General features: G+C 55.3%; 11 protein-coding genes, 1 pseudogene and 2 riboswitches. Of the genes and pseudogenes, 3 read left to right on the forward strand and 9 right to left on the reverse strand.

What is annotated here, in order from left to right; all coding sequences use genetic code 11:
• Positions 1 to 367: 367 nt before the first annotated feature.
• Positions 368 to 1,036 carry a 2-polyprenyl-3-methyl-6-methoxy-1,4-benzoquinone monooxygenase gene (coq7, locus tag DBV39_RS12270; protein WP_108621768.1) on the reverse strand — a complete coding sequence of 223 codons (669 nt, stop codon included), beginning with the start codon at positions 1,034 to 1,036 and terminating at the stop codon, positions 368 to 370.
• Positions 1,037 to 1,442: 406 nt separating this feature from the next.
• Between coq7 and DBV39_RS12275 the strand changes: the two genes are divergently transcribed.
• The 3 genes and pseudogenes from DBV39_RS12275 (at position 1,443) to DBV39_RS12285 (ending at position 3,200) form a co-directional block, all read left to right on the forward strand.
• Entirely contained in the window at positions 1,443 to 1,904 is a 462-nt protein-coding gene (locus DBV39_RS12275; protein ID WP_193853071.1) for an OsmC family protein, read from the forward strand.
• Positions 1,901 to 2,694: pseudogene (locus tag DBV39_RS12280) on the forward strand (thymidylate synthase). The gene DBV39_RS12275 and the pseudogene DBV39_RS12280 overlap by 4 nt, the downstream one beginning before the upstream one ends.
• Entirely contained in the window at positions 2,691 to 3,200 is a 510-nt protein-coding gene (locus DBV39_RS12285; protein WP_108621770.1) for a dihydrofolate reductase, read from the forward strand. Before DBV39_RS12280 ends, DBV39_RS12285 begins: the two are co-directional and overlap by 4 nt.
• Before the next feature lie 113 nt (positions 3,201 to 3,313).
• Here DBV39_RS12285 and gcvP read toward each other — a convergent pair whose 3' ends face one another.
• The 8 genes from gcvP to apbC all read right to left on the reverse strand — a co-directional run bounded on the left by gcvP (position 3,314) and on the right by apbC (position 14,774).
• Positions 3,314 to 6,184, reverse strand: a complete 2,871-nt coding sequence (gene gcvP / locus DBV39_RS12290; RefSeq protein ID WP_108621771.1) for an aminomethyl-transferring glycine dehydrogenase — start codon at positions 6,182 to 6,184, stop codon at positions 3,314 to 3,316.
• A gap of 1 nt (position 6,185) precedes the next feature.
• Positions 6,186 to 6,566, reverse strand: coding sequence for a glycine cleavage system protein GcvH (gcvH, locus tag DBV39_RS12295; protein ID WP_108621772.1), 381 nt, complete (start codon positions 6,564 to 6,566; stop codon positions 6,186 to 6,188).
• Positions 6,567 to 6,605: 39 nt separating this feature from the next.
• Positions 6,606 to 7,700: a glycine cleavage system aminomethyltransferase GcvT gene (gene gcvT, locus DBV39_RS12300; RefSeq protein WP_108621773.1), complete on the reverse strand. Its 1,095-nt coding sequence runs from the start codon at positions 7,698 to 7,700 to the stop codon at positions 6,606 to 6,608.
• Between the two features lie 43 nt (positions 7,701 to 7,743).
• Positions 7,744 to 7,854: riboswitch (glycine riboswitch) on the reverse strand.
• An 18-nt stretch (positions 7,855 to 7,872) separates the two neighbouring features.
• Positions 7,873 to 7,966, reverse strand: a riboswitch (glycine riboswitch).
• Between the two features lie 162 nt (positions 7,967 to 8,128).
• Positions 8,129 to 9,091 (reverse strand): Bug family tripartite tricarboxylate transporter substrate binding protein, encoded by a 963-nt coding sequence (locus tag DBV39_RS12305; protein WP_108621774.1) that lies wholly within the window; start codon positions 9,089 to 9,091, stop codon positions 8,129 to 8,131.
• A 287-nt stretch (positions 9,092 to 9,378) separates the two neighbouring features.
• A complete protein-coding gene (locus tag DBV39_RS12310; RefSeq protein ID WP_108623256.1) occupies positions 9,379 to 10,563 on the reverse strand; it encodes a BaiN/RdsA family NAD(P)/FAD-dependent oxidoreductase in 1,185 nt (394 codons plus the stop codon).
• A gap of 47 nt (positions 10,564 to 10,610) precedes the next feature.
• On the reverse strand, positions 10,611 to 12,872 hold the full coding sequence (locus tag DBV39_RS12315; RefSeq protein WP_108621775.1) for an arginine/lysine/ornithine decarboxylase: 2,262 nt from the start codon (positions 12,870 to 12,872) through the stop codon (positions 10,611 to 10,613).
• 17 nt (positions 12,873 to 12,889) lie between these two features.
• On the reverse strand, positions 12,890 to 13,453 hold the full coding sequence (gene dcd, locus DBV39_RS12320; RefSeq protein WP_108621776.1) for a dCTP deaminase: 564 nt from the start codon (positions 13,451 to 13,453) through the stop codon (positions 12,890 to 12,892).
• A gap of 238 nt (positions 13,454 to 13,691) precedes the next feature.
• Positions 13,692 to 14,774, reverse strand: a complete 1,083-nt coding sequence (apbC, locus tag DBV39_RS12325) for an iron-sulfur cluster carrier protein ApbC (RefSeq protein WP_108621777.1) — start codon at positions 14,772 to 14,774, stop codon at positions 13,692 to 13,694.
• Positions 14,775 to 14,831 lie beyond the last annotated feature (57 nt).

Here is a 14,831-nt window from a genome sequence, read left to right on the forward strand (position 1 = left end):
AGGGTGGAGGAGACAACCTTGTGTTGATGAACCACCCCCAGTTGCACAAGCAGCTTTTACGACTGCGCGCAGGGGAGGAAGTTCCCGATAACCAACAGAACATCACTCTCACGTTTCACTCTGTCGCTCCTTGAATGCAACTCGCTAAATTTTCGTAGCTTACCTTTCAAAAAGCAGTGAAATGAAGTGTTTCTAGATCTTTAGCTAACGTCTTCATCAACCACACCTCAACTATAACGATTTTTTTTGTGCAATGCAAGAACCACCTGACCGCACACAGACGACACTCTTGGTAATTTGTTGGTGCGCTGCAACAAACTAAAGCTAGGGTTAGTACCAAGGTGCGATTTGGACTCCTTTCCTGGCACTAAATCCAGTATGAACTGGAGGTCATCAGCCTGGAAGTCAGTTTCATCAGACTGGGCACCGGATCTGGAAGTCGCGCCGCCCCATGGCGCTGAGCGGTCTTACGGTGCTTGATCTCGTCGTCCCGCATTTGAACCACTATCTTGCGAGAGCGACTATCCTGAGCAGGCAACTCTTTCAAGTGGCCATCCAGGTGAGCCTCGACCTGACGTTCCGTTTCAGCCATGAACCCAAGGTTATATCGTTCGGGCGTCAGACTTGCGACAAGACCCAGTGCAAACGAACCGGCGTACCAGACTGGATTCAGAAAACTGACCCGGCTACCAAGTTCGCGAAGTCGTTGATCGCACCAGACCAGATGATCGACCTCTTCCGCTGCAGACTCCATCAGCATCTGACGCGTTGGTTCGCGTTTCGCGACGAAAGCCTGCCCGCGGTAAAGAGCCTGCGCGCAGACCTCACCGACGTGATTCACACGCATCAAACCAGCACTGTGACGTTTTTCGTGCTGGCTCAGAGCCTCATCTTCGGTCTCATTGAAATCTCCGGCAGGGTTTGGCCGCGCGGCATGCGCGACCCCTGACACCACTTGCAGTGCTGCAGCGACTTCACCAATGAGCTTCTCAAAAGGCGTGTGATGACGGCGCAATCGAACAGAAGTTGAAGACATATTCCCACCTTTTGAACAGGATCGACCGATTCGGACTCTCACCGGCCTACACACCAGACTGGGCAAACCAGCGCAGGCGCACATGCACCCTCTAGTCTCAATTATAGAAACCCGAGAGGGAGAGTGTCCCTTACTTCCTTGCCCGAACATATGAGTCAGATCAGACTGAATCAACCACCCTCTGCGATTCTCCTCTACCGGTTCCAAACAGCGACGGCACAGGGGGAACAGCAACACTGGGGGCATACCGGCTTTATCATACGAGATGCTGGGCGCTGTTTATGCTGCTTGCACACGCAACCCGGCTGGAATATGAAGCGACATTGACCCAGGCGGCCAGGTCTATTTACAAAAAATTATGATCGACGCCATCTTGGCGCATTGACGAAGGAGTCTGAGAATGAGCATGGAATGCACAGTCAACTGGGGCGGCCCGGATGGCATGCTGTTTGTGGCAACAACAGGATCAGGCCATGTCACGGCAATGGACGGCGCGCCGGGCGGCGGCGGACATAACCTGGCTCCCCGGCCAATGGAGATGCTGCTGGCTGGAACGGGCGGCTGCACGGCCTATGACGTCGTGCTGATCCTCAAGCGAGGCCGCCACCAGGTGACAGGCTGCAGCGTGAAGCTCTCAGGGGAGCGCACCGAGACGGACCCCAAGGTTTTTACAAAGATCCACTTCCACTTCATTGTGACGGGCAAGAATCTTTCTCAGCAGGCAGTCGAAAGAGCGGTGAAGCTCTCACATGAAAAGTATTGCTCTGCGTCTGCGATGATGGAAAAAACGGCCGAGATCACAACTTCCGTGGAAATAGTCGACTCGAATGGAGCGATTGAAGCGGCTTCTGGTGACGGACAAGCATGAATCAGTACGAAACATTGATGCGCCATGTTCATGAGCATGGTGTAGAGAAAGCAGATCGCACCGGGACCGGCACAAAATCTGTCTTTGGTTATCAGATGCGTTTTGACCTGTCTGAAGGTTTTCCGCTCGTGACAACCAAGAAGCTTCACACACGAAGCATCTTCGTCGAGTTGCTATGGTTTCTGCGCGGCGATTCGAACGCCAGATGGCTGCAGGAACGGGGCGTATCAATCTGGAACGAATGGGCGCGTGCAGACGGTGAACTCGGCCCGATCTACGGCGTTCAATGGCGATCCTGGCCAGCGCCTGACGGACGCAAGATTGACCAGATCAGCCAGGTCATTGATCAGATTCGCAACTCGCCGGACTCGAGACGCATGATCGTATCGGCCTGGAACGTCGGGGAGATCGAGAACATGGCCCTGCCACCTTGCCACGCGTTCTTTCAGTTTTATGTCGCGCAAGGCAAGCTGTCTTGCCAGCTATATCAGCGCAGTGCGGACATTTTTCTCGGGGTACCCTTCAATATTGCCAGCTACGCCCTGCTGACTCACATGGTTGCACAGCAATGTGATCTTGAGCCGGGGAGTTTATCTGGACCGGGGGTGACTGCCACCTCTACAACAACCATCTGGACCAGGTGAAAGAGCAGCTCAGTCGGACCCCATACCCCTACCCGACACTGAAGCTGGAACGCAAACCCGAGACGATCTTCGGCTATGAGCTGGAGGACATCGTGATCGAAAATTACCAGCACCACCCGCACATCAAAGCGCCAGTAGCCGTATGACGTCCACACAACCAACAAGTGAGCAAGGCACCACCATCAAGCTGATTGTTGCCTACAGTCGCAACAGAACGATTGGCAGAGACAACACCCTGCCCTGGCGACTGCCGGGCGATCTGAAGCATTTCAAACAGCAGACACTGGGCCACCCGATCATCATGGGCAGAAAAACCTGGGAGTCTCTGGGCCGACCGCTGCCTGGCCGACTGAATGTGGTGGTAACACGAACCTTGAAAGAAATCCAGGGTGCGAAAGTCGCGGCATCGCTCGAACAAGCGATCAGCCTGACACACGGCCATGACTGTGCGTACATCATCGGTGGCGCCAATCTGTACGAACAGGCACTTGTATACGCCACGGAAATCATCGCAACAGAGATTCAGGCAGAGATTGACGGCGATGCGCACTTCCCGGAACTTGACCGCAATATATGGGCTGAGACACAACGACGGCCCCAGCCCCCGGAAAACGGTCTCCGGTACGACTTTGTCACCTACGTGAAACGATAGGGAAAGCACATCCCGGCTTCAGGGTTTCAAAGCAATCAGGAAGATGCCCGGTCAGAGTCAGATCTGGCAGGGCATCTGTCAATCCATGCACCCCATCTGCGGGACGCACCGAATCAGGCATACTCTTGTATCGGCGGGCACGAACACATCACATTACGGTCACCCCACGCATTGTCGACTCTTGCAACAGGTGGCCAGTATTTGTTCTGACGCAAGGACTCGACCGGATAGGCCGCCTGACTGCGACTATACGGGTGATACCACTCGTCAGCCATCAGCATCTGTGCCGTATGAGGTGCATTCTTGAGGACGTTGTCCTCTGCATCCATCTCCCCTCTTGAAATCTGATCGATTTCCTTGCGAATCGAGATCATCGCGTCGATGAACCGATCCAGCTCGGCAAGCCCTTCCGACTCAGTAGGCTCCACCATGAGGGTACCGGCAACCGGGAAAGACATCGTCGGCGCATGGAATCCATAGTCCATCAAACGCTTGGCAATATCTTCGGCGGAAATACCTGTCTGATCCTTGATCGGCCGGATATCCAGAATACATTCATGCGCAACTCTGCCGTTCTGTCCTGCATACAGAACCGGATAGTGCGGTGCCAGTCGAGCGGCAATGTAGTTGGCGTTCAGGATCGCAATCTCAGTTGCCTGACGCAGCCCATCCGGTCCCATCAGTAGAATGTACGCATAGGAAATCGGCAAGATGCTGGCAGAACCGAACGGGGCCGCACTGACAGGCCCTACCGGAGCATTGGCAGGCAACTCACCTCTGGAGTCAATCACACCCGGCAGATAGGGAGCCAGATGCGCACGAACCGCGACGGGTCCTACGCCAGGCCCGCCACCACCGTGAGGAATGCAGAAGGTTTTATGAAGATTCAGATGGGAGACATCCGATCCGAACCAGCCCGGTTTGGCCACACCAACCATAGCATTCATGTTGGCTCCGTCCATGTAAACCTGCCCACCAGCCTCATGCACCAGCGCACAGATCTCCTGAATGGCTTGTTCAAACACACCGTGCGTTGACGGATATGTGATCATGAGGGCAGCCAGCCTGTCACCCACCTCGGCAATTTTTCGTTTGAGATCCTCGACGTCCACGTTGCCACGCGAATCTGCGCTCACCACAACCACATCCATGCCGACCATGTTGGCCGAGGCAGGGTTGGTGCCATGCGCTGACGACGGAATCAGGCAAACGTTTCTATGTCCCTGATTATTGGCCTCGTGATAAGCCTTGATCGCCAATAGACCGGCATACTCCCCCTGTGCACCCGAGTTGGGCTGCAGGCTGACCGCATCATATCCGGTGATCTCGCACAAATACCTGGAAAAACGCGCAATCAATTCGCGATAGCCTTGAGCCTGATCTTCCGGCGCAAAGGGATGGATCCCCGAGAACTGCGGCCATGTGATCGGGATCATCTCGACTGTCGCATTGAGTTTCATCGTGCAAGAGCCCAGCGGAATCATGGTGCGATCCAGCGCAAGGTCCTTGTCGGAAAGCCTGCGAAGATAACGCAGCATGTCCGTTTCAGACTGGATACTCGAAAACACAGGGTGAGACAGCGGGATGCTCTGGCGCTCTAGCGCAGAAGGAATCCCCGGCAACCCTTCACCTGGCTGTCCTGCCTGGGCCGACGAAATGCCCTGTGCCGATTCAAACACTGACACCAGACTGGCCAGATCATCCTCAGTCACCGTCTCATCCAGAGAAATCGCAAGATGCTCAGCATCGACTTCCCGCAGATTGATTCCGCGCGAACGGGCCAGGCTGTGGATGACAGCTACCTTTCCCTTTGCGCGAAGCAGCAACGTGTCGAAGAAGGTCTCGTTGACGACGTCAAGTCCTACAGCAAGGATCGCCTCACGCAACGAGGCAGTCTGTCGGTGAACACGCTGCGCGATCGAACGCAGGCCATCGGGACCATGCCACAATGCATACATGCCAGCCATCACGGCAAGTAGTACCTGTGCAGTGCAGATGTTGGAAGTCGCTTTCTCGCGCCGGATATGTTGTTCACGCGTTTGCAGGGCAAGACGCAATGCCGGACTGTTCATGGAATCTCTGGAAACGCCTACCAGGCGACCAGGCAAATGCCTCCTGAACGAATCTTTGCACGCCATGAAGGCCGCGTGCGGCCCACCATACCCAAACGGGACACCAAATCGCTGCGCGGAGCCCACCGCGATATCCGCCCCCCACTCTCCGGGAGGACTCAACACCATCATCGCAAGCAGATCGGTGGCACATACCACCACCCCGCCCCGGGCATGAACCGTCTGTGCCAGCTCCCGGTAATCAACCACACGCCCAAGCGAATGTGGATACTGCACGAGTACACCGAAGCACTGCTCAACCGAATGGGTCAGCTCATCACCGACAATCAGTTCGATCCCCAGACCACTGGCACGGGTGCGAACCACTTCCAGCGTCTGCGGATGGCAATGTATGGAAACAAAGAAAGGCTGGCTTTTGTCACGTGCGACCCGCCACGCCATCGCCATGGCCTCTGCCGCTGCGGTTCCCTCATCAAGCAGAGACGCATTGGCAATGTCAAGTCCGGTCAAATCGGCGACCATCGTCTGAAAGTTCAGAATTGCCTCCAGTCGTCCTTGAGAGATCTCCGGCTGGTATGGCGTGTAAGCTGTATACCAGGCGGGGTTCTCAAGCACGTTGCGCAAAATGACATTGGGTGTGTGGGTTCCGTAGTACCCCTGCCCGATGTAGTTGCGCATCAACCGGTTGTTGTCTGCCAGCTCTCTCAGATGAGCCAGGACACCTGGCTCATCGTACGGCTGCGGCAGATCCAGCGGGTCTCTGGTTCTGATCGAGGACGGCACGACCTGCTCCATGAGCGCCTCGATGCTTTCTACATCAAGCACTTTGAGCATGTGTGCACGATCCTCTTGCACCGGGCCAATATGCCTGGCAACAAAAGGACCTTCAGTCGTTGGTCGTTCAAATGTCATATCAGCTTGCGTCCACAACCGCCTGGTAGCCATCGGCATCGAGCAATGTCTCGATGTCATCCGGGTTCACAGGCTTGAGCTTAAAAATCCAGTTGCCATACGGATCAGCGTTGAGCTTCTCCGGCGCGTCACCGAGTTCATCGTTAAAAGCAACCACCTCACCGTCAACAGGAGCATAAATATCCGAGGCGGCCTTGACCGACTCGACCACACCTGCGGTATCTCCGGCTTTGAGTTTGGCGCCTACTCGCACGTCGCCCACAAACACCAGATCGCCCAACTGGTCCTGGGCTGGATCAGAAATCCCTACCAGCATCACGTCACCCTCAGCGCGGATCCACTCGTGTGTCTGTGCGTACTTGCGATCATTCGGAATGCTCATTCAGTTACTCCCTCGAATTAAAAACTTGGTATGTTCGGTTCAATGTGTCACAGCCTTGCCGTGCCTTACAAATGGTAATAGGCAAACCTGTGCCGCAACAGACTTTCCGCGTATTTCGACACGAACTTCATCACCGGCCTTGACTTCGAGGGGCAATCTGGCCATGGCAATGGAAAACCCGAGTGTCGGCGACATGGTTCCACTCGTGATTTCACCTGCACCATGTTCTGTGTGGACCGGCATATACGAGCGCATGACGCCTTTTTCCAGCAGCTTCAGTCCAAGTAACCGGGCTTCTGGAGCAAACTGCCCGAGCGCATCCCGGCCAATAAAGAGACGGGACTCATCCTTGAGGTGGATGGTCCAGCTCAGCCCTGCCTCTGCGGGCAGAGTCAGCTCATCCATTTCCTGTCCGTACAGCGCCATACCTGCCTCAAGACGCAAGGTGTCACGGGCGCCCAGTCCACAGGGGACTACATCAGCAGCGATTAACGCCTCCCAGAACGGTTGGATCTGATCGCCAGGCATCGCAATCTCGAAACCGTCCTCACCTGTATATCCCGTCCGTGCAATCAGCAGATCATCCTGGTGCGACGCTGAGAAAGGCTTGAGGTCGTCAAGCACAGAACGCCACTCTGGCCTGATTTGCGCCAGACGATCTTTCGCCTGCGGACCCTGCACGGCCAGCATGGCCAGATCCCTACGTGGCGTCAGTGCAACATCCAGCGAGAAACGGGCAATTACCCGTCGCATCCACGCAACATCTTTCTCTGCGCACCCAGCATTCACGACCAGTCGCCAGTCCGTGTCAGAAAAGAAATATGTAATCAGGTCGTCAATCACCCCACCGCGCGGATTAAGCATGCAACTGTAGAGAGCTCGCCCGGCTACGCTCAGGCGATCGACGTCATTGGCCAGCAACTGGCGGAGAAAAAGCCTGGCATCGGGTCCGGTGACATCCACACTCAGCATGTGCGAGACATCAAAAACACCGACGCCCTCTCGTACAGCATGATGCTCCTGGATCTGGGAGCCGTAGCTGACAGGCATTTCCCATCCGCCAAAATCGACCAGACGCGCCTGTGCCTGCTTGTGAGCTTCGTATAGTGGGGTTCGTTTGAGTGCAGCAGACATAAGGACTCGCTATAAAAGGGATCAAAGACAACCAGTATGTTGTCTCTGCCCCCCTGTCCTTTTGCCTGAGAGTTGCCCGGTCAGAAAGAAGACTGAACCGGTTTGCACCTTCGGCGCCCGCATGCAGTCAGCGGGTCTCTCCAGAGTCGTGTGACAGCCCGGACTTCGGACTGATCTCTGCGCGGTACATGAACCTGAGCGATTATGGGCGTATTGCGCCTTCGGTGGCTTTACCTTGCAGCAAAGCGCTCTCCCGCTAGAGTTATCACATCATGATTCGAAAGATTAAGCCAAAAGACTCAGAATCACAAGTCTTTAAGGTGACCCGGACTGGCGACTGAGGAGCCAGGCATACCAACGGGTACACCTGGTCCTCTCGCGACTCAATTCGCAATGGTGACACGACCTGTCACGATGCCCGAATCACTTCACTTGATGTTCGCTTGCTTGATCGTTTCACCCCATGCAGCGTAATCAGCGTTAATCCTGTCCGCAGCCTGTTGCTGCGACATATCCATCGGCTCGTAACCTTCCTGTCTCACGATTTTCTGGACCTCGGGATCCTTCATCGCCTTCGCGAACTCGCTGACCAGGCGCTTCTCTACATCTGCAGGCAGCCCGGCAGGCGCCACCATACCAAACCAGATTTGTGCGTCAAACCCCGGATACCCTTGCTCGGCGATCGTCGGCACGTCAGGAAACATGGAACTGCGGCTAGCCGCCGAGTTCGCCAAGGCACGCACTGTACCGGCCTTGATGTGAGGCGCTGCGGCACCCAGCGAAGAAAACAGAATAGGGACATGTCCACCCAGCAACTCGGTCATGGCCGGGTTTCCGCCTTTGTAGGGAATGTGATTGATGTCCAGACTGGCAGCCGTCTTGAACTGTTCACCTGCCAAATGTGCGACCCCACCAACGCCTGACGTACCGTAGCTCCATTTGGCAGGATCTTTCTTTGCCAGCTCGACAAACTCCTGCAAAGTCCTGGCGGGAGAGTCTTCGCGAACGACAACAACCACACCACCTTCACCGACCATACCAAGCGGCACAAAGCTCTTCAGTGACTCATATCCAACCTGACGGATATGGGGAACGATCGTCATTGGGCCAGAGTCCGTTAAGTGAACGGTGTAACCGTCCGGGTCCTGTTTCGAAACATAATCCAGTGCAATCGTCGCGCCCGCACCGGGCTTGTAGTCAAACACGAACTGCTGTCCCATGCTCTGGGAAACTCGCTCTGAAAGTGGCCGGGCCAGTTTGTCAGCCGCACCACCTGGGGTGTAGCCGACCACCATCTTGATGGGCCTTTCTGGATACTGCGCCATCGCAGCCATTGGCACAGTCAGTATCAGGCCGGCTGCTACGCCCGCCAATCCTTTTTTAAAAATCATTATCCGTCTCCGTTGTAAGTAGTGCGACCGGTCGTCTTGCGCGACCTGCTAAATTCATAAATGAGACACTCTTCATTTGCTTGTAGCATTGAGCATCACTGGACTCAAGGATGAAGGTCTACCCCTTGAACAATACTCAAACCGATCATCCTGTCGACTCGTCAGACAAGAGAATCGCTACTCGGGAGGAGCAAACGGCCCAAGCGAGCACCCGGATTGAACATAAAGTCAGGATCTGGAAACTGAAACGCTTGTATCTGCATTTGAGCCAGGTGATACTGGAAGACTCAGTCTTGTTTGGATACGCTGGAACTTAAGCTTGAAATCGCACTGGCACAAGAAACGGCACAAGACCAGGCCCACTGGAAGTTATACCCGCCCAGCCATCCCGTCACATCCACCACTTCACCGATAAAGTGAAGCCCGGGCACGCGATTTGATTCAAATGACCGTTGATTGAGCTCTGAGGTATCGACACCGCCGCTCATGACCTCAGCTTTCTTGTAGCCCTCAGTGCCACTAGGCGTGATTTGCCAGCCAGCGATCTGTCTGGCCAACTCGCGAACCTGACGATCCGGCATTTCGGCCAGACGCCGCGTGCCCAGTTCGCCCGCCCAATACTGCGCAAGCCGCTTCGGTAGATGTAGACCCAGCGCGGCCAGCAAACTCTGTTTGGTCTGCTGCTTGTTGTCGATAAGAAACTGCTCAAGATCGACTGATGGGACAAGATTGATACGCAGCGGCTGACCGGGACGCCAGTAGCTCGAAATCTGCAATATTCCAGGTCCTGACAGCCCGCGGTGGGTGAACAACATATCCTCGGCAAACCTGACCACACCTTGCTTGCCACCAAAAACAGAACTCACACCCAGATCTACGGGCAATGCGACCCCTGCCAGTTCAGTCAAACCTTTCCATTGCTCGCTATCGAATTTCAGGGGGACCAGCGCAGGCCGGGGCTCGATGATCCTGAGCCCAAACTGACGAGCCAGTTTCAAACCGAAATCGGTCGCGCCAACTTGCGGCAAAGCCATGCCCCCTGTGGCAACTACGAGTCGTCCGGATATGATCGGCCCGGATTCTGTGCCTAGCAGAAAACCCTCAGCAACCTTCTGCACATCCAGGACCGTGCACCCCATTCTCCAGTCCACCTGCGCCTGATCGCACTGCAGACGTAGCCAGTCAATGATGGCCTGGCTACTCGTGTCACAAAACAGTTGGCCACGATGCTTCTCATGCCAGGCGATACCATGGGCTTGAATCTCACGCAAAAAGTCTTGCGGCGTATAAGCGGACAGCGCAGCCTTGGGAAAGTGCGGATTCGTGCAGATGAAGTTACGCGCAGAGACATCCAGATTGGTGAAGTTGCAACGCCCCCCACCCGAGATACGAATTTTCTCGGCCAGCTTGCTCGCGTGGTCGATAAGTACAACCCGCAATCCGGCTCGCCCGAGGCGGGCGGCATTCATCATGCCGGCCGCCCCTGCGCCAATCACCGCAACATCATAAGCAGACAAACCTAGTCCTCACGGATGCAGTCGACGTAGTACCGGATCTCGCCATTCTCAGTCCGGTCGTCGGCCAGTCCATGAATGTAGGTTTCAAACCCCGGAAAACTCGCATTGAACTTTCTTGCAAACTGCAGATACTGAACGATTGTCTTGTTAAATCGCTCACCGGGAATCAGCAAAGGAATACCAGGCGGGTAAGGTGTCAGCAACACGCCCGTCACCCGTCCCTCGAGATCATCAATCGACACCCGCTCAACCTCACCATGAGCCATGTGCGCGAACGCATCTGACGGCTTGAGTGCTGGAACCATGTCACTGAGATAGACCTCGGTCGTCAGCTTGGCAACATCATGTGCGCGGTAGGCTTCGTGAATCTTCTGGCAGAGATCTCGCAGTCCCATGCGCTCATACTGGCGATGCCCTTTGCAAAAGTCCGGCAGGATGCGCCAAAGCGGCTGGTTGCGGTCGTAGTCATCCTTGAACTGCTGCAAAGCCGTGAGCAAAGTGTTCCAGCGCCCTTTTGTGATACCAATGGTAAACAGAATAAAAAACGAATACAGACCTGTTTTCTCAACCACCACACCATGTTCAGTCAGATATTTGGAAACCAGCGCGGCGGGAATGCCAGTCTCCCCGAAATGCCCAGACATATCGAGTCCAGGCGTCACAATCGTCGCCTTGATGGGATCGAGCATATTGAAGTCGGTCGCCAGATCACCAAAACCGTGCCAGTGATCGTTGGCCTTGAGCATCCAGTCCGACTGCGTCCCCATTCCTTCGGTCACCAGTTTGTCAGGGCCCCATACCTTGAACCACCAGTCCGCATCACCGTACTCTGCTTCCACCTTGCGCATGGCTCGCCGAAAGTCCATGGCCTCACGGATACTTTCGGCAACCAGCGCGGTTCCCCCAGGGGGCTCCATCATGGCTGCTGCGACATCACATGAGGCAATGATGGCGTACTGAGGCGAAGTGGACGTATGCATCAAATACGCTTCATTGAAGACGTTTCGGTCAAGCTTTCTGCTCAGGGGTTCCTGCACCACGATCTGGGATGCCTGAGAAATTCCGGCAAGCAGCTTGTGGGTCGAGTGCGTCGCGTAAACCATCGAACGCTCACAGCGCGGACGATCCACTCCGATTGCGTGCATGTCCCGATAAAACGTGTGAAACGTCGCATGTGGAAGCCACGCCTCGTCGAAATGCAGCGTATCGATCTTGTCGCCTAGCCGCTCTTTGATCATCTCGACGTTGTAGATCACACCATCATAGGTGCTCTGCGTAAGCGTCAGGATTCGTGGCTTGTGATTGCGCGCCCTGCGCGCAAACGGATTGGCTTCGATCTTCTTCTGAATGTTCTCCGGCTCGAATTCGCTAAGCGGAATCGGTCCGATGATGCCAAGATGGTTGCGTGTTGGTCGCAAGAAAACCGGAATCGCCCCCGTCATGGTGATCGCGTGCAGAATCGACTTGTGACAATTACGATCCACCACCACGATGTCGTCTGCTGCCACGTGAGCATGCCAGACTACCTTGTTGGACGTCGACGTACCATTGGTCACGAAGAAACAGTGGTCTGCATTGAAAATTCGTGCCGCGTTGAGTTCAGACTCCGCAATGGGACCTGTGTGATCCAGCAACTGCCCAAGCTCGTCGACCGCATTACAGACATCGGCACGCAGCATATTCTCGCCGAAGAACTGGTGAAACATCTGCCCGACAGGACTCTTCAGGAAGGCAACACCTCCTGAGTGACCTGGGCAATGCCACGAATAGGACCCGTCCTGCGCATATTTGACCAGTTCCCGGAAGAAGGGAGGCGCCAGTCCGTCGACGTAACTTCTTGCCTCGCGGATGATGTGTCTTGCAACAAACTCGGGCGTATCTTCAAACATGTGAATGAAGCCATGCAACTCCCGCAGAATATCGTTGGGAATGTGCTCTGACGTTCGCGTCTCCCCGTACAGATAGATCGGAATATCGGCGTTTCGAAACCGCAATTCGCCGATGAATGCACGAAGATTCTGAATCACACTCGAGGTGCCGGACGCAGCATCAATCTCGAACTCTTCATCGTCGATGGAGAGAATAAATGCACTGGCCCGACTCTGTTGCTGGGCAAACGAACTCAGGTCGCCATAACTCGTCACACCGATGACTTCAACGCCTTCGGCTTCGATCGCAGAAGCGAGCGCTCGCACACCCAGGCCTGAAGCATTCTCGGAACGGTAATCCTCATCAATGATGAAGATTGGAAAGCGGAATTTCATGATGCTGCTCCAGAGAGTCATGTGCGGGGCAATGTGACCCCACGTTGTCCTTGATATTTACCACCGCGGTCACGATAGGAGGTTTCACAAACCTCATCGCTCTCAAAAAACAGCATCTGTGCGCAGCCTTCACCAGCATATATCTTGGCGGGCAAGGGAGTGGTGTTGCTGAACTCGAGCGTCACATGGCCTTCCCACTCCGGTTCGAGAGGTGTGACGTTGACAATGACTCCGCAGCGGGCGTATGTGCTCTTCCCGAGACAGACCGTCAAAACCGTTCGGGGAATCCGGAAGAACTCGACAGTACGGGCCAGCGCAAACGAGTTGGGAGGAATGATGCAGACATCCCCTTTGAAATTGACAAAGGACTTCTCGTCGAAAGCCTTCGGGTCAACAATCGTCGAATTGATGTTGGTAAAAATCTTGAACTCGTCAGCACAACGTACGTCATACCCATAGCTGCTGGTCCCGTAGCTGACGATCTTGCCCTTTTCATTCTCACGGACTTGCCCCGCTTCAAACGGCTCGATCATGCCTTGCCGGGCGGCCTCGCGAATCCAGCGATCGTTCTTGATGCTCATGTCAGCCCCTGAACTGAGGTAAAGCCCTGAATTTTACCTTCACGAAGGCGACTGCGCGCTGAATACAGCAAGCCTCATCTATTCCCTGCCACCAGGAACCTGTGCGCAACCGCGATCGCAAGGGTGCGGCCAACCAGTTGCGCCCCCCGTGGAACAAAAAAGCAAGGCCCTGAGGATGCCTGGATGCACGCTCTGGCATACCAGGATGGTCTGACTCCCACTGACCGGCAATCACCCACTAGCGCTTTTTCTCGACGACAACTGATGGAAACTTACTTGACATGTCACGTGGCAAGGCTGCGACCTGTCCAGCCAGATTGCGCGCTATCTGACGATACATGGAAGCCACTTCAGACTCTGGCGATCGCGCAACAGTTGGCTGACCCGCATCCGCGTCCTCCCGAACAGCAAGCGCCAGCGGAAGACTACCCAGCACACCAACATTGAACTGTTGCGCCATCTTGCGCGCCCCCCCTTCGCCGAACAGATGCTCGACGTGACCGCATTGAGAACACACATGTACGGCCATGTTCTCTATGATCCCCAGCACGGGAACTTCGACCTTCTCGAACATGCGCGCGCCTTTGACAGCATCAAGCAAGGCGATGTCCTGGGGCGTTGTCACAATCACCGCGCCCGTCACCGGTACGCGCTGCGCCAGCGTCAGTGCGATGTCACCCGTCCCGGGAGGCATATCGACAACCAGGTAATCCAGATCACCCCATCGCGTCTGCCTCAGAAGCTGCTCAAGCGCCTGAGTCACCATCGGACCGCGCCAGATGGCCGGGGCATCGGCATCAATCAGATATCCGATCGAGTTGGACTTGATGCCGTGGCCCACCAGTGGCTCCATCGTCTTGCCATCCTGGGATTCCGGTTTGCCTGACACGTTCAGAAGCAAAGGCACGCTTGGTCCGTAAATATCAGCGTCCAGAATACCCACCTTGGCCCCCTCATCGCGAAGCGCCAGGGCCAGGTTGACGGCGGTGGTACTTTTACCCACTCCGCCCTTGCCAGAGGCAACTGCCACAATGTTCTTCACGCCCGGGACACGATCGACACCCGCCCGTACCCTGTGAGACTGAATCCGCGGCTGCACCAACAGATCAACTGATTCAACCCCGACAGCAGCCAGCGCATCGCGCAATGGCCTGAATACATCGCCACCGCCTTCCTGTGCCGGGTACCCGGGCGCCAGCGTGAGTCGCCAGCTACCGCCTGACACATCCATCGAGGCAATCATTTCATCATAGGCTTTGCCCGTGAGAGGATCGGTTGTTCTGGCCAGAACGGCCCGAATATCTTGTTCGCTGACAGTCATTTTGCTCTGTTTCAAAAAATTACAATACGTTGAACGGGTTATCACACTCGCGCGGGA

It is taken from the genome of Orrella marina (genome assembly GCF_003058465.1).
GTDB classification, from domain to species: Bacteria; Pseudomonadota; Gammaproteobacteria; order Burkholderiales; family Burkholderiaceae_B; genus Algicoccus; species Algicoccus marinus.